Here is a 23,774-nt window from a genome sequence, read left to right as displayed (position 1 = left end):
GAGCAATTGCCAAGAAGGGTATTCAAATACCAATCAAGAACGCCATCCTTTTTTTGGGATGGCGCTCTTGATTATAGGAATGTAAATTTATTTATTCCACCAGATTTTAGTGCTGATTACGTCGTCGCCTTGCTGAGCCAGGGATGCTTGGTAATTACTTCTGTTGGTACTTTGCTCTTTCAAAGGGTAAACCAAACGATTCGGAATTGTATTTCCGACTTCAGGATTGAAGGTGTAACTTACCGGTTTATTTTCGACCGTACCACTCCATACCACATCTCCTTTTTTGACTAGGAAGAGGGGATATCCAGTACGTCTGATTTCAGACCATGACTCGATACTTTGATTAAAAAGTGCTAAGTATTTCTGTGAGAGTACATGCTCTTTATTAGCTTTAGGTAATTGCTCCAAGTACGCGGTGATATCAGTTGTAGAGACACCCCATTTTTCAAGAGATGCGCGTGTGCCATTCTCATAATTTACTTGATCCCAGTTTTTGTATTCAGATAAGAGAAAGGCTACTTCGGCATATTCTAATAACACTTCGCCATAGTCGGCTGCGTTGATGATATTACTAGGTAATGATATCTTATTTATCGGGAATAAATTTCCTGCTGCTAACGGCAGACCATAGGGTTGACCAAAATAACTACCCCCGTCAGTAGTCGGGTTTGCATATTTAGAAAGTCTTGGGTCGGTGACTTTAAAGGGGCCTCTCTTGCCTTGGAGTGCCTCCACGATGACATGTGAAATCGCAAAATCTTTCCGGTTTGCAGTTACTGTAGCCCGAAATAAGGGTGCTTCATTGGGAGATGTTTTCGAATATTTAAATACAGCATTTTCGCTATTAGAGGTAAACACTCCTTTTTTTATCGCGTCTTCGATATGGACTTTGGCTAATTCGGCATCTTTATTTTTGATGCGGGTCGCTAAACGTAAACGTAGAGAATTGGCAAATTTTGCCCAATTTCCATTTGCTCCTCGATAAATGATATCTGAATTTCCAAAGGTTCTTTCTGCTTGGTATTTAATCAAGGTATCTGCTGCTTGTTGCAGCTCAATCAAAATATCTTTGTATATCTTTTCTTGACTAGCATATTTAGGTACTAGGTTGTCAGGATCTTGTTGTAAAGCTTGAAAATCTGGATCAACGCTACCATAGGATTGATAGGGGATGTTACCAAAAACATCGGTCAACGAGTGGAATGCATAGGATTTTAATATACGTGCAATGGCAATTTGGTTGCTATTGCTACCAGCAGTACCTGCTGATGCAAGTGCCTTGGTCGTTTCGTTTGTATTTAACTTAATAATTTCATTCAAATTGTTGAGCGATCTATAAGTGGCATTCCAATAACTATCGGAAGTACTGGGGCTAATTTGGTATCGCGACTGATCAGTATAGATATTCTGACTGAAATATTGCGTAAAAAGTTGTGCACCTCGTAGGCTGATATCTTCGCTTCTTATCGCATTGACCAATTGTTTCTCTGCTGTAACCAAAAGTGTTGGGGTAGTGACGATAGCAGGGTTATTAGGGTCTTCATTGATTTTGCTTAAAGTCGACTTGGAACAAGAGCTTGCTGATAATATAATCAAGCCTAAAAGTGATGTATATAATATATGTGTACGTTTCATTTTGCTAGAATTTAAGATTAACATTGAAGCCATAGGTAACAGGTGTAGGGATATTACCGCCTTCGATACCTTGAACATTACCACCACTGGACGTAAATTCAGGGTCGATATATTTGCTCTTGGTATAAATGTTCCAAAGATTTCGTCCATAGATATTGATCCCTATATTTTTGACCAATTTGCTATTGGTGATTGGGAAGTTGTACCCAAAGGTTACTTCTCTCAATTTGATAAATGTGGCGTCGAAAATAGAGAAAGCAGTTGGACCATTATACTCATTACGTGCCCAATCTTGTGCACTGATATTGGTGTTGTTTTCACGAATGTTACTGACATCGTAAGTGCCATCACTGTTGAATACTACATCGGCTTTGACTCCGTCTAGGACAATACCTGTTTCGCGGATATTGTTAGCTGCTGTTTTGTCCAAAATACCGGAGTACATACCGACTTTGTATGTTTGGGAGAAAAATTTCCCCCCCACTCTACCAGCAACTAATAAACCAAGGTTAAATCTTTTATAACGAAAACTGTTTTGGAAACCAAAGGTATAATCGGCTAGAATAGATCCTAAAGGTACCAATTGTGAGGTTTTCATAAAAGTGCCATCTTCTTGAATGATACGCTGTCCCTCTGGAGTATAGACAAAGTCCTGACCTAAGAACTGTCCATACGACTTGCCTTCTTCTGCTACTAGATCAATCAAGGAGCTACTTAGACTTAGTGAGGTCACTTGATCGTCCAATTTTACGACCTTATTTTTGTTTTTAGCCCAATTCAGTGTGGCATCCCAAGTAAAGTTTTCTGTTTTGATGGGCGTACCATTCAATACAACTTCAACTCCCTTGTTATTGATTTTGCCTGCATTTAACATTTTGGAAGAATAACCAAAGGAGCTTGTGACAGGTATTGCGATAATTTGATTTCTTGAGTTGTTGTTGTAGTACGTCAGGTCAATACCAAACCTGTTGTTAAATAATTGGAGATTAAGACCAGTTTCCCAAGAGCTTGTAATCTCTGGTTTTAAATTGGCGTTGGGTTTTCTGTCCGGTAAGCTATATGATGGAGTACCGTCAAAAGACTGTTCAGCAAGATAAGACTTGTACAATTGATAAGGATCTGTATCGTTACCAACCTCAGCCCACCCGAGACGAATTTTTCCGAAACTCAACCAATCCAATTGTTTGAAGGGGGCTAATTGACTGAAGACAAAACTACCCGTTAAGGATGGATAGATGAAAGAGTTGTTGTCAACAGGTAAGGTAGATGACCAATCATTGCGAATCGTTCCGTCTAAATAAAATAGGTCATTGTATCCGAGTGAAAAACTTCCATAAACGGATGCAATTCGACGGTGATATTTGAAATTGTCGATTTTGACAGATGATGCATTTTTTAAGTTGTAATAATTTGGGAGGATTAGACCTCCTTGAGTAATCGCATAGTCGTTTTTATTTTTTTTGTCTCGGATATTAGCACCAATATTAGCAATCAGAGAAAATTTGTCCCAAGTCTTTTTAGCGGTTGCCAAGAATTCATAATTATATTCATTGAGTTTATTGTTCATCTCCTCATATTGCGAAGTACTGCGTGAATATACGGCTATGCGGTCTTGGGATTGGAATGCATAGATATCGCCATGGACCTTAGCACCCACTGTTAGCCAGTCATTGATATCGTATTGTAGACCTATATTCCCGTAAAAACGGTCTCTGCTATCTTCCATATAAGATTCATATGCAGACCAATAGGGGTTGTCTATGAACCGTGTTGCTTCATCCTCAGGTGTATTTTGCCAACCTGTACGGTTCCATGCCAATGGTGTTCCATCAGCACGTTTGTAGTTTTCGAGTATTTTGTAATCGACTTGTACGGCCCCCCATTGAAATGCTTCTAACATGATATTTCTGTTTGAAGCGCCTGTCCATGGGCGACCTGTAGAAGCGTTACGGATGTAATTGAAATTGGAGCTTATTTTGATTTTACCCAATTGTGTACCTCCAGAAAAATTGAAGGTGTTGCGGCTCATATTGGAATTGGGAACAGTGCCACTTACATTTTTATTGGTATAAGAAAATCGGTAGTTGGTATTGCCACTATTGCCTGCAATAGCAAAGTTGTTGGTATTGGATATGCCGGTTCGGAAGAAATAGCTGACATCATTTTTGGGGTATAGCCAAGGTGATGGTTTTAGGTAATTTGCTTCGTCTTCGGGATTGAGGTTATACCATTGTAGGACGGGGGTTCCATCTAGTCTGGGCCCCCAGCTTTCGTCAGAAGCATAATCTACGATTTTATAATCTGTTCCATTGATATTTTGAGTTTGAAAATTGGTGGAATAACCTTGTCCGTAAAGCTGTTGACGCTTCGGTAAACGGACGATGTTCTCAAAATCAAGGCCTGTGTTGACCGAGATATCCACTTTTTCACCTTTGGATGCGCGCTTAGTCGTAATCATGATAACACCGTTGGCAGCTCTAGAACCATATAAAGCTGCTGCAGATGGACCTTTAAGAACGGAAATATTCTCGATATCATCAGGGTTGATATCCTGAATCATATTGCCGACGTCTTTTCCTGCACTGCCATTGATGGTGGCAGAAGAGTTGAGATCGGTGTTATCAATAGGTGTTCCATCGATGACATATAATGGTTGATTACTTGCATTAATAGAATTGATTCCACGAAGAAGAACGGATGATGAACCACCCATATTGCCTCCGGAAGTCGTGACTTGAAGTCCTGCTACTTTTCCGGATAGGGCGCTCAAAGCATTGGTCGGACGAGTCTGCAGTTCAGTGCCCTTTACTTCTTGCACAGCATATCCGAGTGATTTTTTCTCTCTTGAAATACCTAAGGCTGTAACGACAACTTCATTAAGCTGTGAACTGCTAGGGGATAAGGAAATATGGGTAAAATCCGTAGAATTGGCTTGTACAGTTTTTATTTCATATCCAATGAACTGCACTTGCAGCGTAATCGAACTCTCATTAGTGATGAGTTCAAATACACCGTTTGCATCTGTTTGAACTTGTTTTTTGCTAGTGATATCTGTTATGGTCGCTCCTTGAATCGATTGATTTTGTTCGTCGGTTACTTTTCCTTTTATAGTGGATTGTGCGTATAGTGCGCTCGAACTTAGGCAAAGCGCTGCTGCTACGACAAAATTTGTTGTATGTTTTGTCATGTTAAAATCAGGATATAAGATGTTTATTGTGGCTTTTGTTATAGGAGGCGGTTAGTGAATTATTAACGTAAACTACCTCCTAAAAGCATTCGTCTTGCGCACATATTGATGGTGTTAAGTGTCATTATTTAATGTTATTAAGGCAAATATATAAAATCCACCTAATAAGTAGTCTTTAATTTGTAATTTTTGTTAAAAAAATGTTAAAAAATATAATTAAGTCGTTTAAAGACAGGTTTATAAATTCAAGTTTTACACATTTGTATCTGTTGAAATTTCTTTTGCCCAGATTCAGTGGTTCTTTTAGCTTTTGTCTTGGATTTTCAATTTAAAAAAACAAATCTTTTATATCGAGAGTTAAGCATAAAGTAATACAAGTGTGTATGAGATTTTTGTCTGGATTATGGAATGTTTTGCAATTTGTATGGCGAATAGAAAACAAGAATATGAAAGTATAAATACAATCAAGGGGTAGATTGTATATAGTGGGAATGGATATAAGACAAAAATGGAAAAGAGGGGATACACGCTCATGCATTTATCCCCTCTTTTTTGTAATTTTTCCAATTAGATTAAAACACAGGGTTTGATTTAATCTGTTCCTTGGTCTTTCAATTCATAAATTTCATGGATTTCCCTTTCTAGGTATTTTCCTAAACGATGGTAGCCTGAATCTTGGATGACATAATCATCTTCGATACGTATACCGCCAATATCGAGATGTTTGCTTAGAAAATCATAATTGATGTAATCGCTATGCAGATTTTGTTGCCCCCATAATTGTATCAGTTCTGGAATAATATAAATACCGGGTTCTACCGTAACAACATTACCTACTTCTAGTTTTTTCCCCAATCGTAATGATTTTATACCAAAGGTTTCGGTGTCCTTGGGTTCGTCTGCGGTGTATCCTACATACTGCTCACCTAAATCTTCCATATCGTGTACATCCAGTCCAAGCATGTGACCTAACCCACACTGAAAAAACAATGAATGGGCATGATTGGCTACTGCATCTTGTGCATTTCCCTTCATAAACCCAATCTGAATCAATCCTTCGGCTAGAGCTTCACAGGCTCTCAAGTGGATATTTTTGAATGCAACATCTGGGGCCAATTCTGCTTCTGCCGTTTTGAATGCATGTAATACTATAGTATATAGTTCTTCTTGTAAGGGATTAAAGCGTTTGCCAACAGGAAATGTACGTGTTAAGTCCGAAGCATATCCTAAGGCTGTTTCAACTCCTGAGTCATTAAGGAGCATATCTCCTGCCTTGATCTTATGGTATTGGATATGATTGTGCAATATTTCTCCATGTTTGGTCACTATTGGTGGATAGGATAAGGACATTTGTTTATTTTGAGCAAAATGTTGCATGGCATTGCTGATTTCAAATTCATGCATACCTGGTCTGGTCATTTTGATAGCTAAACGATGCATATCCACTGCTACATCTACAGCTTTTTCCAATTCAACAATCTCTTCTGCTGCTTTGATATTCCTTTGAGAGACTACAGCTTGAATTAGAGCAACTGATGGTTTGATTTCATCAATGGCTAGGTTGAGCAGTTGTTGTAATAGTAATTTATTATGTGACTGGTAAGGAGGTAGATAATGTACCGGCTTATTATTTTTTTTTGCCTTTTCCAAATACTGATGTAAATCACGGAATGGGCGTAGGCTTGTTATGCCTACCCATTGCGCTTTTTCGTTTAGAGTCTGCTGCTGTCCCATCCATACGATATCATCGATACTCATCTCATCGCCGAACAATACGGTTTCACCGGCCTCGATATCCACTACAGCAGCCAGTTTTGGACTCTTTATCCCCATGTAGTATAAAAAGCTACTATCTTGACGGAAAGGGTAGGTGTTGTGCTCAAAATTGATTGGGTTTTCAATATTTCCTAAAAATAGGAGTAGTCCAGATGAAAATTTGGAACTGAGCTCGCTTCTTCTTTTGATGTATATTTCTTTTTCAAACATGATGCTCGTCTTTTTTGAATAATTTATAGGTTAAATTTAGCAAAATAGCTTTTAACAAACTATAAAGAAAACTCTTTTTTATTCGTGTTGTTTTTAATTCCCCAAATCATATATATATGCTCATGCATTTTATTAAGTTATGAGTCTTTTTTTGGTTAAAGGCGCTGGGTTATAAACTGAGGTCAGTTACCGTTGCTTTATCTATACCAATCAAGGATTAAATACCAATAGCATATAAATTGCGAATAGTGCTAAATGAATGACCCCTAAAATAGGCGTTGTCCTCTTGCCTAAGAATGAGATTAGACTTAAGAGGAGTGTCATCACAAATAAAACAGTTTCTGTGTCTGATAATCCAAATAGGACTAATTTTCCCTTTAGAAGCCCCACAAGTAGGACAGCTGGCACAGTGAGACCTACAGTTGAAACAAATGCACCATGACACAAATTGATGCTGCGCTGGAATTCATTGTTTATAGCAGCTTTGACGGCTGTTATTGATTCTGGTGTAAAGACAATAATTGCTATCAATATACCTCCCAATGCTAATGGAAGTTGGATCGTTTCGATGCCATAGTCCACGACTATAGCCATTTGATGCGATAATAACACAATCGGTAAAATCATGAGCAACAATAAAATAGAACGTATCCAGATCTGTTTTTTATTATCTAAATTTGTATGGTCTTGGTCCAACTGGGAATTTAATTTTTGTTTTGGATACTTTATTTCTAGGGTTCCTGCCATAGGTTGTATATAAAGATGGTGATATCCTTTAAGTTGATAACGTAGAAAAGCTACGTATACAAGAATGATGATAGTAGATATGAATAAAGCCTGTACAGTAGTAAATGATCCATCGCCGCTTCCTTTGATAAAATTTGGCAATAAAAGCGAAGTACCTCCTAATATCACAATCATAGAGAAATAGGTCAACGTACCTTGCGCATTGTACTCTTGCTCTTGATGTTTACTACTTCCCAATAAGATGCAGAGTCCGACAACTAGATTCATGATAATCATCATCACAGAAAATATAGAGTCTTTACCTATCGTCGGTGATTCCGCCGGTCCAAGCATAACGGCAGCTATGAGTACGACTTCTATCGCAACGATAGAAAGGGTGAGGATTAAAGTACCAAAAGGTTCCCCTAGTTTATGTGCTAGTTCATCGGCTTCTTTTACAACTCCAAAAGATGCCGTTAGAATGGTAGTAAGGAGCACCATAAATAGAACGACCGCTGTTGTTGATGACAGTGTGGTTTTGAATAGTTGGTTTTCAAATAGCATTAATCCAATCACAACGATCCATATAATCAGTAATCGAACGATTGTTTTTGTTGTTACTATTGTTTTCATGATGTATCTAATTTGTTGATACAAATATCTTTACTAAAAGTGGAATTAATTTTTACATTTGATAAAATTTAAGATATAAAGCATGTTCTTTATTTTGGTCATATCGGAACTCTCGGATTCAATATTTCATCGGAATAAATAATTTCATATTCAGCGGATAGATTGGAAATTTCCATTAATAATTAACGCGATTATAATTAGAGTATAAAAGCAAATTTATCTAAGTTTGATATTTTTAGTATATTCGTTTTAGTAATTATAATGAAAATCTAAATCTGTATAACAATTCTTAAAAAATGTTAAAAAATCGTTTAAAATATAGTGTTCTCTTTTGTTTATTGGGAGCAGGTGTAAGTTCATGTCAAAATCAAGAACAAAAAAAAGTGCAGGAAGTTCAACATAATCCAGCGCAGCAAGTTGTACCTGAATTAGCGAAGGCTTTAATTGGCCGTTGGGATTTAAATGTGGATAAAGATGGAAAAGTAGCTCCTTCTTGGATTGAGGTCAAGCTGTCTGGGTTTAATACTTTAGTAGGTACTTATGTAGGAGATAGTGGTAGTGCTCGTCCTGTTTCTCATGTGAAGTTTGAAAATGGAAAATTCTCGTTTGCTATTCCTCCTCAATGGGAAGGCGGTGAAGGTGACTTTGTAATTGAAGGTGAAGTGACGGCAACAGGAATAAAAGGAACAGTGACATCAAATAAAGGAATCAGCCATAATTTTACAGGCGAGAAAGCACCTTATTTGAATCGTACAGGTACAGTACAGTGGGGTGAGGCTATTGAGCTATTCAACGGTAAAGATTTGACAGGGTGGAAGCCAGTTGGTGGTGATAATAATTGGTCGGTGAAAGATGGTATCTTAACGAGTGATAAAGCAGGTGCTAATTTAATAACAGATGAAAAGTTTGAAGATTTCAAACTGGAAGCAGAGTTTAGATATGCAGAAGGTGGTAATTCGGGGATTTATTTGAGAGGTCGCTATGAATTGCAAATCGAAGATAGTCCTAAGGATCAGCACCCTGGTAGCCTTTATTTTGGTGCTATCTACGGGTTTTTAGCACCAAATGAAATGGTGGCTTTGGGGCCAAATGAATGGCAAAAATATGAAGTAACGCTTGTAGGCCGATTGGTAACTGTGGTAGCAAATGGTAAGACCATCATCAATAATCAAGAGATTCCGGGTATCACAGGCGGCGCTTTAGATAGCAAAGAGGGTGAGCCAGGACCAATCTATTTACAAGGGGATCACGCTCCCATAGAGTTTAGAAAGATAAAAATTACACCAGCTAAAAAATAATTGGATAATAATAAAAAAAGCCACTTTCATAGATATGAAAGTGGCTTTTTTTATTATAAAACTATTTTTACAAAATCACCATTAACATCGAATAGTAAATCGATATCATTTGTGAGGTCGACTTCAAATCCGGTAGCAACTTTGTCGATAGCCGTGATTTGTGCAGTTGTATAATTTGTAGTTACATAACTGACAATGGATGGCAATATAAAACCTGTGGGTATGGCGGTATTATTATCAGACTCTACCTCTTTCCAAATTCCTTCCTGATCAAAATCCACTTCTATACCATTTACTAATTCAACGCTGTAAACAGTTCCATTTGCCTGATTTGGATTCTTTTTCTCTACATTACGAATTTTGATATCTTTAAAATTCATATCAAGAAAACCTATCGCTGGAGCAGGTAAAGAGGTGCTTGGTATTTGGTGATCATCGTCCTTGTCGTCGCAGGATACCGTAATGAATACGATAGTAAGCAGAGCTACGAATCCTATAATTAATTTTTTCATATCTTTTCCTTTTGAATTAATCATCAATTCGGATAAATTCTCCTTTTTTATTAAACTCTAAATCAATACCATTTGATATTTCGACTTCGTATTTACGTGATGATTTTTTTATTTTTACGATTTGTGTATCGGGAAAACTTTTAGTTACATAATTTTGAATCGCTGTCGGAACGATTTTTAAAGGAATTGCTGTTTTTTCACCATCAACTTCTTCCCAATTTCCAGATTTATCAAATTCGATTTTTGTACCATTGTTTAGGATTACTTTGTATTCCTTTGAAAAGAGTTTTTCTTTTTCTTCAATCGTACTACTGATTTGATTAGTAGCAAAATTGTTTTTGATGAATGTCTGTGCATTTGCGGGCAACTCGTTACTGTTGATTACTTTTTTTTGTGCAAATGTAATCGTCGATAGCCCTACTAGTGCGACGATGGCTATTGTTTTAATTTTGTTCATAATATATTCTCCTTTTATTTTATATATCAAAGTTCCCCTATGATTTGGTAAAGATTTAGGAATTATAGCTTTTGTATGTTAAAAACATGAAAACTATTTGAGTATGAGTAGTGTATTTCAATTTTGCTACTTGTATCTATAATTGTTTTAACAATCGAAAGGCCTAAACCGTTTGAATTTATTGCACTATTTTCTTTATGGAACCGATTGAAGATACTATTTGGAGGCAATGCTGTATTATTACCCGTATTAGCGATAGAAAAAGAATCGCCGTGGATATCAATTTTAATCAGACCATCTTTCGGTTTATTGTAAGTAATGGCATTACGGATTAGGTTAGATAGCAAAATAGTAGCAAGGTCCGAATTAAATTCTAGGATAAATGTACCGTGGTCAGCTATCTCGACCGTTATTCCTTTATATTCTATCAAGTCTGCTAACTCATCACAAATTTGATGGATAAGAGAATTGAATATTACCTTATCTGTACTTTCAAATTGATTGTTTTCAATACGCGAAAGCATGAGTAAGGCTTTGTTCAACTTAATCATGCGTTCCAGGGCTTCTTTGGTCTCACTGATGGCGATTAATTGTTGTTCACTTAATCGTTCATCTTCCAGTAATAATTCGAGTTTATTGGTAGAGATCGCTAAAGGTGTCTGTAGCTCATGTGCGGCATTTTCAATAAATAATTTTTGCTGCTGGAATATCTTTTCATTACGATCCAACATTTTATCAATCTCCGAGTCCAATAAAATAAACTCTCTAACATTGCTTTTTATAGTTTGTGTCGCTTTTAATTTACCAAAATGATATTTTTCTAATTTATCCAATATTTGATAAAATGGTTTAAATGCGCGATGAAAGACTAAGGTATTTATTGAAAGGATACTTATGATAATTAAAATATAGAGAACAATTAATGCAGTAGCGAGATCATATTGTAATTCGTCTTCTTCGACAGTAGAGGTTCGAATTTCTAAATGATATAATTGTTTGTCTTTTCCATAGAAGTAAGTGTTTAAGATGCGGTAAGGTTCCATATCCTCGTCATATGGCATGTAAATCAGGTCGTTCTTAAACGTGTTTTTCTTACCTTGTTGTATTTGTTGGGAGGCTTTTGTAATCTTGAATTGATTGATACCGAATGTATCAATCTTTAAGATTGTCTCATCATTATAAGCCGCTCGGATAATTTCTATTTTTTGATTTTTTAATCCATCATCAACATTATCGTAAACCTCCTCCATGATAAAGGCATAGAATAATAACGCCCATACGGCAATCACGATCAAAATCATGATCGTGATATAGCGTATCGTATAGTTTTTGAGTGATTTCGTCATTAAATTAATTTATATCCGATTCCATAAACGGCTTGAATATCGATATCGGCTTGGCTATCTTTTAATTTTTTTCTTAGATTTTTGATTTGGGAATAGATAAAATCTAGACTATCGGCCTGATCGATATGGTCTCCCCAGATAGATTCGGCCAAACTGTTTTTTTGAATGAGTTTGGTAGGCCTGATGATAAAGTAATACAAAAGGTCAAATTCCTTTCTATTGAGGGTGACGGGTTTTCCATTGACTGTTATGCTCCTGTCTGTCGTGTTAACGGCAATATTTTTATAAACCAAAATATCGTCGCCATGCTGATTTTTTCTACGTATAATGGATTTGATCCGCGCATGTAGTTCCGCCAAATGAAAGGGTTTAGCTAAATAATCATCAGCACCCAACTCTAGTCCCTTGACTTTGTCGTCAACGGAATCTTTGGCAGATAAAATGATCACAGATTCATCCTTCCCATTTTCTTTTATTTTCTCCATAAGTTGTAAACCTGATCCACCTGGCAACATGATATCCAGTAAAATGCAATCATAGGTATAGAGGGCTATTTTCTCAAGAGCACTTTCGTAGTCAAAAGCTTGCTCTACACGGTGTTTTTCCGCTAGTAAGGATTCCATGATGACTTGGCTTAAAGCGACTTCATCTTCTATCAATAGTATCTTCATATACGTTCGTTATGGACAAGGTTAAGATAAGAATTGGGAAAGATTTAGGAATCAAAATCCAATAATCACGACGACAATGTCTTCATTATGGTATGTAGGATGGTAATGTGAGATGGCACCCTGATCTTTATAGAATTTTAATTCATCGTAGATCATTCTTTTTAAGATACCTTTTCCTTTCCCATGCACAAACTTTATTTCTGGCATATCCCAATAAATAGCAGCGTCCAACATATCGCGCATATAGATAAGGGATTCATTTGCTAATTCGTCAGCCGTATAATCTTCCCAGTCGGAAAGAAAGGCTTCAGCGTGTAAATCTATTTGTACAGCAGGTTTTTTCATGTCGATCTTTTTATGATGGGCAAAAGTACGATTAACAGACTAACAAATAAAGCCTAAGTATGGTTTACACGATATAAATAGCCTTATGGAGGCGGTCGTGCCATTTCTTTATAGTTGCGGCATCTTCATATTGCTCTTTTTCAGCAAAAGCTAGCATAATATTTTCTACTTGAGCAATCATATCATCATATTCGTGGTAAATACCATTAGCATCTCGATAATCCATTATAATTTCAAAAAGATAATTGAGCGCTTTCTTTTTATGATATAAATTGTGGTGCTTTTCACCAATTTGGTCTGTTATTTTCTCATTCCTATCATCATATGCACCAATCCGGTTTCGAGCTTGGTTATATAATTGACCGTAATCTGCTATACGATGGCTAATGTCATGTATGTTGTTTTGGAGATCTTCAATAAGTGTAATGAGATTTTCCTGAATTTCAAGATCCTTTGATACAATAGACATAATATCCTTATTTTTTACTTGAATATAATTAAAATTTGTTTCATTTTAATCGTAAAATTAAAATACAAATAAACGTTTGAAATGTTTGTTAAATAAAAAATCAATTTTCGGAAATTGTTAGAGTTGTAGGAAGAATGTCGATTTCTTAATTGTTGGATTTATTGTACATTTGTTAGGTAATGGTATTCGATGCATCAATGTTGTCGAACCATTTTGTGATGCATTACTAAAAGTATGTACACGTATGTACTTAAATAAATAGGAGAGGGAGAAAATTCATGTGAATTTTCTCCCTTTTCATAGCGCTAAAATTAGATGAGAAAATATTATATATAATTCATGGGTAAAGAAATCAGTATTAATGGATATGAATTGGAGATTTGTTCCAATTCTCCGCAATCAGCATGTTATGCAGCACAGGGAGGAGCGACACGAGTTGAACTATGTCAAAATTTAGAGAACGGCGGGACTACGCCTTCGTATGGTCAAATTGTTCAGACGAGAAGATTGGTAGATATTGGGATACATGTTCTGATTCGTCCAAGGGGTGGAGATTTTGTTTACTCTGATTTGGAATTTGAGGAAATATTAGCTGATATCCAATTCTGTAAAAAGGAGGGCTGTGACGGTGTTGTTATAGGAGTTATGTGTAAGGATGGGACTGTTGATGTAAAGCGAACTAAAGCATTGGTAGAGGCTGCTAGACCGATGCACGTGACGTTCCATCGTGCATTTGACAAATGCGTTGATCCATTTACTTCCTTAGATGTCCTGATTGGATTAGGAATAGGTCGTGTATTGACATCAGGATTGCAAAATAGAGCGGAAGATGCTGTTGCCTTATTGAAGCAGTTAGTTGCGCATGCTGCAGGTAGAATTGTTATCATGCCCGGTGCTGGCGTGGATAGCAGTAATATGGAAATGATTTTAAAAGCTACAGGTGTGACGGCTATTCATAGCTCGGCAAAAGAAACAATATCATCGCAAATGATATTTGATCGTGCAGAGGTCGCTGGAATGAACGAACCTATCTTTAGCACATCAAAAGAAAAAGTCCACCAGTTGGTAGACATCCTTAAAAAGGAATAGCGTTGTAATTTACAACGCTATTCCTTTTAGTATTTTTTAGACCTATTTAGCTTCTGAAACTAATTGGCTTAAGATAGCATCGTTTTTAACGATTTGATTTGACTTCTTCATTCTAGATCTTGAACCAAGTTCAATATTACTACCTAAACTTAAGAATTGAACCTCAACACGTGAAGTGGTTTTATTTCTTCTATCTTTTCTTTTTAAACGTGTAACTCCCATTTTGATAAATTTTTTTATTGTTCAATAAAACGAGGTCGGAAGCGGATTCGAACCGCTGTAGGAGGTTTTGCAGACCTCAGCCTAGCCACTCGGCCATCCGACCCTATTTGTTCCCCTGAGGGAATGCAAAAGTAAAATTAATATTTGGATTAACAAAGACTATTGTGTAATTATTTTTTAAACAAATCATTATCAAGCTGTTTTGTTTGAAATTATTTTTATAAGTTATTTAGATGTCTGCAAGCTATGTATCAATCGCGTAATACTTGTCTATTATTTTGTACAGTAGTAACTAATCATGGGAGTTCAATATCAGCTTGACTAATAGGGTTTTATTGATTTGGCGTGTATCTTGCAATGTTTATAAAAACGCTTATTAAAAAATAGAACGATGAAAAAGTTATTACTAACATTAGGTGCAGCATTTTTATTGGCTGCTGGTGCTCAAGCACAAAGTGGATTAGGATATGGGCTCCGTGCGGGGGTAAACATTCCTAAATATTCTATAAATGATGGGAGTACAAAATCAAATACAGGCTTCTTTGTAACAGGATATTTAGATGCGCCTATTTCACCAAATTTCTCCATCCAGCCAGGATTATCTTTACAAAATAAAGGAGGGAAATGGGAGCCGACTTCTTCAAGTGAAACTAAAGAAAGCGTTATGTCTCTTGATATTCCGGTAAATTTAGTTGTTAAGCTGCCTACAGGTGGAGCAGGTAATTTCTTTGTTGGAGCCGGTCCATATGTTGGATTTGGTTTAAGTGGAAAGCGTAAAGGAGAAGTTTTGGATGGAGCTATTAAAGGAGATAGAGACATTAATTTTGGCAGTGATGCAACTGATGATTTAAAACGTACAGATTTTGGTGTAAATTTCTTGGCGGGTTATCAATTGACTAGTGGTTTTCAAATTAATGCAGGTTATGGCCTAGGTTTGACTAACTTAGATCCGAGACCAAATGGTACGGCAAAAAACCGTGTTTGGTCAATAGGTCTTGGATTCGGAATTTAATATAACCGCTTACGATTTTAACTAAAATCTTTTAAAATTAAGCCCTTGCTTTTATAGCAAGGGCTTCTTTATTGCCCTGTAAAACTTTACTTTAGTATTATTGTTTTACGTTTATAAATATTGGATATTATGACGAAGTTTTTGGCCTTGCCATTTTATATAAAATTAACCTGTACGTTAATTTCTATTATTACCTTAGGATATCTTGCTAAGATAGGGGCAACTATATTAGTGCCCTTTATTCTAGGATTACTTTTAGCATTGCTTTTGGTTCCCGTCAGTAATTTTTTTGAAAAGAAATTGAAATTTCCAAGAACTGTTGCAGGGATTGTGACGGTTTTGCTTTTCTTTGGTTTTGTTGGTTTTGGGTTTTACATGCTTGCTTCACAATTGTCCATGATAAAAGACGATTGGCCAGCTTTTAAAGAACAAATTTTGGCGGGCTTTCAAAATGTTCAAATTTGGGTTACAGACCATTTTGGAGTGATGCATAATGAGCAAATGGATATTATAAATAAAACGGCTTCCAAATCACTGGATAGTGGAACACTGCTATTGGGTACAGCCTTACTCTCTTTATCATCGCTGTTTATTTTATTGGTATTTACTTTTCTTTACACCTTTTTCTTGTTGATTTATCGTAGTCACATCGTCCGTTTTCTTTTGCTGCTCAATAATGAAGAGCACCATGATATTGTATTGGATGTTGTCGGGCAAGTGCAATATGTCGTTAAAAAATACTTGATAGGTTTATTGTTGCAGATGCTCATTGTATCTACGCTAGTATTTGCAGCTTTGAGTATCATAGGAGTGAAATACAGCCTTCTGTTAGCCATTATCACGGGCGTATTCAATGTGTTGCCATATATTGGTATTTTCACATCAATCTTAGTCATAGCGCTGCTTACATTTGCGACATCAACATTTACACATGTCTTGGTCGTAATCGTTGCCTTGATTATTATCCATCTGATTGATAGTAATTTTATTGTCCCGAAAGTAGTAGGGTCTAAAGTGAAAGTTAACTCGTTATTTGCGATGATGGCGATTATTGTGGGAGAGTTGATTTGGGGGATTTCGGGTATGTTTCTAGCTATCCCAATCTTGGCCATTTGTAAAATTGTCATGGATCGTGTTAAAGAATTGAAACCTTGGGGATTCTTACTTGGTGAGGAAGATAATAAAGGGAATACGTATTCGAAGATACTTAAATCAATGAGTCCTAAAAAGAATCAATAAGACTATTATTAATACTTCAAAGGTATCGAAAGGTTCGGTTATGATTAATGGTGTTTATAGACCTATGTAACCATCTTCTTAGACAGGCTTTTTTGAGGCACGTAAGACGGTTAGCTGCTTCATTGATGGTGCTTAGCTCTATTGTATATTTCATAGTTCTGATTGATCCAAATGAATTTTCATAGATAGGAAACAAAAAAGGCTTCTAATTTAAATTAGAAGCCTTTCTTGTTTCAATCAGTGCAATTCTATCACACTTTGATTTCTACTTCAACACCTGAAGGTAATTCAAGTTTCATCAATGCATCAACAGTTTTAGAGTTAGATGAATAAATATCTAACAATCTCTTGTATGAACATAATTGGAATTGCTCACGCGCTTTTTTGTTAACGTGTGGAGAACGTAAAACTGTATAGATTTTTTTCTCAGTAGGTAATGGAATAGGACCACTAACAACTGCACCTGTAGGTTTTACTGTTTTTACGATTTTCTCAGCTGATTTGTCAACTAAATTGTAATCGTATGATTTCAATTTGATTCTGATTCTTTGGCTCATTTCTGTTTTTGTTTAAAGTGATCTCCCGTTAGAGCTATTATCAACAGGAGATCGGTTTACTTTTATATTAGAAAGGATTATTCTCCTTTTAATTTACCTTTTGCTTTTGCAACGATATCTTCTGTAACGTTACGTGGAGCCTCTTCATAGTGATCAAATTCCATTGTAGAAGTTGCACGACCCGAAGTGATAGTACGTAATTGAGTTACATAACCAAACATTTCCGAAAGTGGAACTAATGCTTTAATAACTTGAGCACCATTACGTGTATCCAAACCTTGCATTAAACCACGACGACGGTTTAAGTCACCCATTACATCACCCATGTTTTCTTCTGGTGTCAAAACCTCCACTTTCATGATAGGCTCCATTAACACTGGAGAACATTTAGGTAATGCCTCACGGTATGCAGAGCGAGCTGCTAATTCAAAAGATAATGAATCTGAATCGACTGCGTGGAATGAACCATCAATCAAACGAACTTTCATTCCTGATAATTGGAAACCTGCTAATACACCGTTTTTCATTGATACTTCAAATCCTTTCTGAACTGAAGGGATAAATTCTTTTGGAATTTTACCACCAACGATTTCGTTGACGAATTGAAGAGGTGATTTACTTAAATCGTAATCTGCATCAGCTGGAGAAATCACAACTTTGATATCCGCAAATTTACCGCGACCACCTGATTGCTTTTTGAATACCTCACGGTGCTCAGAAGTACCAGTGATAGACTCTTTGTATGCTACTTGAGGAGCACCTTGGTTAACCTCAACTTTGAATTCGCGTTTCAAACGATCAATTAAGATATCTAAGTGAAGCTCACCCATACCAGAGATAACTGTTTGACCAGTTTCTTCGTCAGTTTTAACGACGAATGTAGGATCTTCTTCAGCTAATTTACCAAGACCAATACCTAATCTATCAATGTCAGCTTGAGTTTTTGGCTCAATAGCTAAACCGATTACTGGCTCAGGGAAATTCATTGACTCTAACACGATAGGGTGTTTTTCATCACATAAAGTATCACCTGTTTTGATATCTTTGAAACCAACAACAGCACCGATATCACCAGCCTCGATGAAAGGGATAGGGTTTTGTTTGTTCGCATGCATTTGGAAAATACGAGAGATACGTTCTTTGTTGCCTGAACGCGTGTTCAATACATAAGAACCAGCATCTAACTTACCTGAGTAAGCACGGATGAAACATAGACGACCTACGAATGGGTCAGTAGCAATTTTGAAACCTAATGCTGTGAATGGCTCATTAACATCTGGTTTACGTAGAATTTCTACACCAGTGTCAGGATTAGTACCAACTACACCTTCTGAATCCATTGGTGATGGTAATAACTCCATAACGAAGTCAAGCATTGTTTGAACACCTTTATTTTTGAAAGATGAACCACAAACCATAGGAACGATAGCATTATCTAATACTGCTGCACGTAAAGCTTTCAAGATTTCAGCTTCTGTTAATGAATTAGGGTCTTCGAAGAATTTCTCCATCAATGACTCATCATAACCAGCTACTGCTTCTAATAACTTTTCACGGTATTCAGCAACTTCGTCTAACATATCTGCTGGAATAGGCACTTCTCTAAAAGTCATACCTTTATCATGTTCATTCCAAACGATACCACGGTTGTTGATTAAATCAACAACACCTTCGAAGTTATCTTCAGCACCGATAGGTAATTGCAAAGCAACAGCATCAGAGCCTAACATTTCTTTTACTTGTTTCACAACTTTCAAGAAATCAGCACCTGAACGGTCCATTTTGTTTACGAAACCAATACGTGGAACTTTGTAATTATCAGCAAGTCTCCAGTTAGTCTCTGATTGAGGCTCAACACCATCAACTGCAGAAAATAAGAATACTAATCCGTCTAATACACGTAATGAACGGTTTACCTCAACCGTGAAATCCACGTGTCCAGGAGTATCGATAACGTTAACGTTGTATTTCTTTCCACGGTAGTTCCAGAATACAGTAACAGCAGCGGAAGTAATTGTGATACCACGCTCTTGCTCTTGTGCCATCCAGTCAGTTGTTGCTGAACCTTCGTGCGTCTCACCTAATTTATGGCTTACACCAGAATAAAAAAGGATACGCTCGGTTGTTGTAGTTTTACCAGCATCGATGTGTGCAGCGATACCAATATTTCTAGTTAATTTTAAATCTCTTGCCATAATATTTTTTAGCACTAAGCCCCGGAAGGACCGTATATTTTTCTGTCTAAATAAGTACACCGATCCAGGTAAAAGAATAGTCTTTTACCTAAGATCGGTGTAATCATATTTGTGTGTGTAAGTTCAAAACTAGAATCTGAAGTGTGAGAACGCTTTGTTAGCTTCCGCCATTTTATGCGTATCTTCTTTCTTCTTAACAGCAGCACCTTCACCTTTAGAAGCTGAAATGATTTCTCCTGCTAATTTTTCAAACATTGTTTTCTCACCACGTCTACGTGAATATGAAATTAACCATTTCATACCCAAAGCAATTTTACGCTCAGGACGAACTTCCATAGGAACTTGGAAGTTAGCACCACCAACACGACGAGATTTAACCTCTACAGCTGGCATAACGTTGTTTAAAGCTTTTTTCCAAGCTTCTAAACCACTTTCGCTAGTTTTTTGCTCTACTAATTCAATCGCATTGTAAAAAATTTCATATGCTGTAGATTTTTTACCATCATACATCATGTTGTTTACAAAACGAGTTACCTGAGTGTCGTTAAACTTTGGATCAGGTAAAATGATTCTCTTTTTTGGTTTTGATTTTCTCATTTTTCTTTCCTCCGTTTAATTATTTCTTTTTACCTTTTGCTGGCGCAGCCGCTGCTTGTCCTGGTTTAGGACGCTTAGTTCCGTATTTAGAACGACGTTGGTTACGACCTGCTACACCTGAAGTATCTAATGCACCACGGATAATGTGGTAACGTACACCTGGTAAATCCTTAACACGACCACCACGAATCAAAACGATTGAGTGTTCTTGTAAGTTGTGACCTTCTCCTGGGATGTAAGCGTTAACCTCTTTACCGTTTGTTAAACGTACACGAGCTACTTTACGCATTGCTGAGTTTGGTTTTTTAGGGGTAGTAGTATATACACGTGTACATACACCTCTTCGCTGTGGACATGAGTCCAACGCTGGTGACTTACTCTTGTCAACCAGAGCTACTCTACCTTTTCTAACTAATTGTTGAATAGTAGGCATTTACCTGATTTTGTTATTTAATTTACTCCTTAAATTATTATAAGTTCGCAAAGATAACCATTTTATTGTTAAATCGAAATACATCGACCATTAGTTTTCCACATTTTGATTGAGAATCTTGCACTTAGCATCTAAATCAATTTGTTTCTTAATAAATAGCGAACAATTTGATCGGCTCCGTATTTGGATAAGTGGTCGTCATCATGCATATATGGGTCTTGGCCATTGTATTTTTTTACATCAGGTAAATTATAAATGTCGATATAAATATCTTCTGAGACGAACGTCTTGAGAAAATTATTGATATGTGTAGACCTTGCTTCGACGTAATTCTTTTCTCTTATACTACTGTTTTTTAATTGCAAAGCCAATATGTTTGGAAAGATGATGGTGTAACTTGGTGTTTGCCCAATCATCTTGAGTGGGATTTTTTTGTCCTTGAAGTATTGTATTACTTCTCGCAGTTTGATTTTTAAGGTTTCATCTGGGTATTGTTGCGATCCCCAAAATCCAACGAGAATGACCTCGTCTATATCTTTAGCATTTTTAGGAATAAATGATTGATACATGTAATTGATCAGTTCGCAAGAGGCTTTTGGCCCTTTTGGGTCTAGAAGGGGGTAGCTGGTCGAAACGGTTGCTTGCAATAGGTGAGCATCTTCTGTTGCTAACTGTTCTTTTAGGCTCTGTGCAAAAACGCCCGCATGGCTATCACCAAGAAGGAGAATATTTCTTTTAGTGGTATCAATACTTGCGCAGAACTCAACATCGTATTGATCGAAGGTGTTATCAATATCAAGGTGACAACTGCCCTTTCTAAATTGTTTGGCAAGATCGTGTTTTCGGTAATTTGTATTATAATTGGTGAGGTGCTGTATCTCCTTATTTGTTTTTAATTCTTTGTATGGAAATAACATGACTAATGCTGCTGCTGCCACGACGCCCGAAGTGCAGGTCAGTGTGAAGCGAATTTTATTGAATTTTTTATTGGATTCAATGAAATAATATGATAAACAGGCTAAAGCAAGCGAAAGGACAAATATGGGTAGGGTGATGAAGGGTTTGTTCAAACCCAGGTATATGGAAAATACGTAAATTGGCCAATGCCATAAATATAAAGAGTAAGATAGTTTTCCTATCCACTGGATAGGTTTAAAAGCCAATACTTTGAAATCACACTGTGTCACGATAATCAAGAATGTCGCAACAACTGGAAAGAGGGTATAGTAAGAAGGCCAGCTGATATTTTCCTCGTTCAGAGTGAGAATGCATGTGATCAGGGTACAGTATCCAAGAAAAGCTAATATTTTCCTTAAAGGGGAAGTTATGGATTTTCGTATATGTCCCTCGGTCAGAAATGCAAGCCCGCCAATGAGCATCTCCCAAGCTCTAGTTGGGAACATGTAAAAGCTGAAAGATGGGTTTGTATTATTGAAATAGTGGTTGAACGCCACGGATATTGCTGTGAGGCTGCTAAAAAAGACGATAAACCTTATTTTATTATCTGAATAGCTATTTCTAAAGGGATAAAGCAATATTGGAAACAAAAGATAGAATTGCCATTCAACGGATAGTGACCAGGTATGTAGCAGTATGTTGTTCTGGGATGCAATGTCAAAATATCCACTATGGAGATAGTAATCGATATTGGAAATAAAGAGGCTACTGAAGAAGGAGTTGTTTCCAAGTTGCTGTAAGTCGTTGGGAAGTAAAATAAAACCTCCTATTAAGATTACCCCAATAAGGAGGAATAGCAGAGCTGGAATGATTCGGGTGGCTCTCTTTATATAAAACTCTTTAAAGGAGAAGTTTTGTTTTTCGAATCCAGAAAGCACGATTTTTGTCATTAGATATCCAGAGATGACGAAAAAGATGTCCACTCCGCTAAACCCACCGTCGAAGTAAGGAATTTTGAAATGGAAAAAAACTACTGCTAATACTGCTAAAGCACGCAATGCTCCTATGTCATTTCTAAATTTCATTTTTTTTTCTCGTTGATGTAGGTTGCAAATCTGGGCAAAATAATTTATTTCCCCTATTAAAATCTCAATCATCTTATTTTCTGACTACCCGCAGGAAACTTTAAAATATGTTTATTGTTTTTATGGTAATTTTGTTTTTTTAAATAAGATATATGGAAATGAGAAAGACGGTTCTACTTGCTATGATGTTATTCTGTACTACGGCTTATAGTCAAACTTTTGAAGTCGTTCCGTTAGGTGTTTATGGAGGTAATCATGAAGATAATCTTTCTTCCTATTTAATCGGTGAATACCAAAATAATGCATATTTAGCATTGGATGGAGGGACTATTAATGCGGGTATTAGAAAAGCAATTGCATTAAAAACATTCAATGAGCCAGCTTCCAGGGTGTTGAAGGATTATATTAAGGGCTATTTTATATCACACGGGCATTTAGACCATTTGGCGGGTATGATAATTAATGCACCTGCTGATGCTCCTAAAAGTATCTATGCAACACCAGGGATGATCGATGTATTGAAAAATCATTATTTCATTGATGCTACTTGGGCTAATTTTGGAAATGAAGGAACCCTGCCTATTCGTAAATATCGATATAAAAGATTGTATCTAGGAGAGGTGGATTCAGTAGAAAACACCAATATGACGATACAGGCTTTTGATTTGAGTCATGTGAGTCCAATGAGAAGTTCTGCAGCTTTGGTAAGTATAGCGGGATCTTCCGTATTATACTTAGGAGATACTGGTGCGGATCGTGTGGAGGGAACCAAAGATTTGGAATACTTATGGAAAGCTATTGCACCAATTGTAATAGCTAAGCAACTAAAGGCATTGATGATCGAAGTGTCATTTCCGAATGCACAATCTGAAAAACTACTTTTTGGCCATTTGACTCCTGCACTTTTAAGTGAAGAAATGGAAAAGTTAGCTCAATTTACGGGAAAAGAGGCTTTACGAGAGCTGAACGTTGTCATCACGCACATGAAACCTGAGGCCGGTCAAGTTGAAGAGATTAAGCGGGAGTTGATGGAGGATAACCCTTTAGCTTTAAATTATATTTTCCCAGAACAAGGTAGGCGATTAATCTTTTAGTGAAGTTGCATATTATCAGTGTGATTTTTCAGCTCAATGTCAGCTTTTTTATGCTAGCTAGAAAAAAGTCATTTATTCTAGCTAAA

21 protein-coding genes and 1 tRNA gene are annotated in these 23,774 nt (G+C 36.7%); 5 read left to right on the top strand and 17 right to left on the bottom strand.

Features of this window, described 5'->3' with window-relative positions:
- Positions 1 to 87: 87 nt before the first annotated feature.
- The 4 genes from KO02_RS16600 to KO02_RS16585 form a co-directional block, all read right to left on the bottom strand.
- Positions 88 to 1,638 (bottom strand): SusD/RagB family nutrient-binding outer membrane lipoprotein, encoded by a 1,551-nt coding sequence (locus tag KO02_RS16600; protein ID WP_038702872.1) that lies wholly within the window; start codon positions 1,636 to 1,638, stop codon positions 88 to 90.
- 4 nt (positions 1,639 to 1,642) lie between these two features.
- Positions 1,643 to 4,825 carry a SusC/RagA family TonB-linked outer membrane protein gene (locus KO02_RS16595; protein ID WP_038700072.1) on the bottom strand — a complete coding sequence of 1,061 codons (3,183 nt, stop codon included), beginning with the start codon at positions 4,823 to 4,825 and terminating at the stop codon, positions 1,643 to 1,645.
- A gap of 591 nt (positions 4,826 to 5,416) precedes the next feature.
- Positions 5,417 to 6,811: an aminopeptidase P family protein gene (locus KO02_RS16590; RefSeq protein WP_038700071.1), complete on the bottom strand. Its 1,395-nt coding sequence runs from the start codon at positions 6,809 to 6,811 to the stop codon at positions 5,417 to 5,419.
- Between the two features lie 210 nt (positions 6,812 to 7,021).
- Entirely contained in the window at positions 7,022 to 8,170 is a 1,149-nt protein-coding gene (locus KO02_RS16585) for a calcium:proton antiporter (protein ID WP_038700069.1), read from the bottom strand.
- Positions 8,171 to 8,466: 296 nt separating this feature from the next.
- Between KO02_RS16585 and KO02_RS16580 the strand changes: the two genes are divergently transcribed.
- The gene (locus KO02_RS16580; RefSeq protein WP_038700067.1) at positions 8,467 to 9,468 is read left to right on the top strand and encodes a DUF1080 domain-containing protein; all 1,002 of its coding nucleotides are present in this window, start codon (positions 8,467 to 8,469) and stop codon (positions 9,466 to 9,468) included.
- Positions 9,469 to 9,521: 53 nt separating this feature from the next.
- On the opposite strand, the gene KO02_RS22945 is transcribed toward KO02_RS16580, so the two are convergent.
- From KO02_RS22945 to KO02_RS16550, 6 genes are all read right to left on the bottom strand, one after another.
- Positions 9,522 to 9,980 (bottom strand): PepSY-like domain-containing protein, encoded by a 459-nt coding sequence (locus KO02_RS22945; protein ID WP_158500308.1) that lies wholly within the window; start codon positions 9,978 to 9,980, stop codon positions 9,522 to 9,524.
- Between the two features lie 16 nt (positions 9,981 to 9,996).
- Positions 9,997 to 10,437 (bottom strand): PepSY-like domain-containing protein, encoded by a 441-nt coding sequence (locus KO02_RS16570; protein WP_038700065.1) that lies wholly within the window; start codon positions 10,435 to 10,437, stop codon positions 9,997 to 9,999.
- A gap of 62 nt (positions 10,438 to 10,499) precedes the next feature.
- Positions 10,500 to 11,783: a sensor histidine kinase gene (locus tag KO02_RS16565; RefSeq protein ID WP_038700063.1), complete on the bottom strand. Its 1,284-nt coding sequence runs from the start codon at positions 11,781 to 11,783 to the stop codon at positions 10,500 to 10,502.
- Positions 11,783 to 12,454, bottom strand: coding sequence for a response regulator transcription factor (locus KO02_RS16560; RefSeq protein WP_038700061.1), 672 nt, complete (start codon positions 12,452 to 12,454; stop codon positions 11,783 to 11,785). The genes KO02_RS16565 and KO02_RS16560 overlap by 1 nt, the downstream gene beginning before the upstream one ends.
- Before the next feature lie 51 nt (positions 12,455 to 12,505).
- Positions 12,506 to 12,799, bottom strand: coding sequence for a Smr/MutS family protein (locus KO02_RS16555; RefSeq protein ID WP_038700059.1), 294 nt, complete (start codon positions 12,797 to 12,799; stop codon positions 12,506 to 12,508).
- A 64-nt stretch (positions 12,800 to 12,863) separates the two neighbouring features.
- Positions 12,864 to 13,268 (bottom strand): hypothetical protein, encoded by a 405-nt coding sequence (locus KO02_RS16550; protein WP_038700057.1) that lies wholly within the window; start codon positions 13,266 to 13,268, stop codon positions 12,864 to 12,866.
- A gap of 339 nt (positions 13,269 to 13,607) precedes the next feature.
- On the opposite strand from KO02_RS16550, the gene KO02_RS16545 reads away from it, so the two are divergent.
- On the top strand, positions 13,608 to 14,357 hold the full coding sequence (locus KO02_RS16545) for a copper homeostasis protein CutC (RefSeq protein ID WP_038700055.1): 750 nt from the start codon (positions 13,608 to 13,610) through the stop codon (positions 14,355 to 14,357).
- A gap of 42 nt (positions 14,358 to 14,399) precedes the next feature.
- Here the strand turns inward: KO02_RS16545 and KO02_RS16540 are convergent, their stop codons facing one another.
- Together KO02_RS16540 and KO02_RS16535 are read right to left on the bottom strand one after the other, a co-directional pair.
- Positions 14,400 to 14,579: a hypothetical protein gene (locus KO02_RS16540; protein ID WP_038700053.1), complete on the bottom strand. Its 180-nt coding sequence runs from the start codon at positions 14,577 to 14,579 to the stop codon at positions 14,400 to 14,402.
- Between the two features lie 32 nt (positions 14,580 to 14,611).
- Positions 14,612 to 14,682, bottom strand: a tRNA-Cys gene (locus KO02_RS16535).
- A 288-nt stretch (positions 14,683 to 14,970) separates the two neighbouring features.
- Here KO02_RS16535 and KO02_RS16530 point away from each other — a divergent pair.
- Positions 14,971 to 15,591: a porin family protein gene (locus KO02_RS16530; protein ID WP_038700051.1), complete on the top strand. Its 621-nt coding sequence runs from the start codon at positions 14,971 to 14,973 to the stop codon at positions 15,589 to 15,591.
- Positions 15,592 to 15,720: 129 nt separating this feature from the next.
- Positions 15,721 to 16,830, top strand: coding sequence for an AI-2E family transporter (locus tag KO02_RS16525; protein ID WP_038700049.1), 1,110 nt, complete (start codon positions 15,721 to 15,723; stop codon positions 16,828 to 16,830).
- 251 nt (positions 16,831 to 17,081) lie between these two features.
- On the opposite strand, the gene rpsJ is transcribed toward KO02_RS16525, so the two are convergent.
- From rpsJ to KO02_RS22940, 5 genes are all read right to left on the bottom strand, one after another.
- A complete protein-coding gene (gene rpsJ, locus KO02_RS16520; RefSeq protein ID WP_013667229.1) occupies positions 17,082 to 17,387 on the bottom strand; it encodes a 30S ribosomal protein S10 in 306 nt (101 codons plus the stop codon).
- Positions 17,388 to 17,464: 77 nt separating this feature from the next.
- Positions 17,465 to 19,582: an elongation factor G gene (gene fusA / locus KO02_RS16515; protein ID WP_038700045.1), complete on the bottom strand. Its 2,118-nt coding sequence runs from the start codon at positions 19,580 to 19,582 to the stop codon at positions 17,465 to 17,467.
- A gap of 129 nt (positions 19,583 to 19,711) precedes the next feature.
- On the bottom strand, positions 19,712 to 20,179 hold the full coding sequence (rpsG, locus tag KO02_RS16510; protein ID WP_021188484.1) for a 30S ribosomal protein S7: 468 nt from the start codon (positions 20,177 to 20,179) through the stop codon (positions 19,712 to 19,714).
- Between the two features lie 19 nt (positions 20,180 to 20,198).
- A complete protein-coding gene (gene rpsL, locus KO02_RS16505) occupies positions 20,199 to 20,612 on the bottom strand; it encodes a 30S ribosomal protein S12 (protein WP_002993550.1) in 414 nt (137 codons plus the stop codon).
- A gap of 131 nt (positions 20,613 to 20,743) precedes the next feature.
- A complete protein-coding gene (locus KO02_RS22940; RefSeq protein ID WP_158500307.1) occupies positions 20,744 to 22,594 on the bottom strand; it encodes an acyltransferase family protein in 1,851 nt (616 codons plus the stop codon).
- A 152-nt stretch (positions 22,595 to 22,746) separates the two neighbouring features.
- Here KO02_RS22940 and KO02_RS16495 point away from each other — a divergent pair, with 152 nt between their 5' ends.
- Positions 22,747 to 23,688: an MBL fold metallo-hydrolase gene (locus KO02_RS16495; protein WP_200878563.1), complete on the top strand. Its 942-nt coding sequence runs from the start codon at positions 22,747 to 22,749 to the stop codon at positions 23,686 to 23,688.
- The last annotated feature ends 86 nt before the right edge of the window (positions 23,689 to 23,774 follow it).

The organism is Sphingobacterium sp. ML3W (genome assembly GCF_000747525.1).
GTDB lineage: Bacteria > Bacteroidota > Bacteroidia > Sphingobacteriales > Sphingobacteriaceae > Sphingobacterium.
This window is presented reverse-complemented; position numbering and strand designations above follow the sequence as displayed.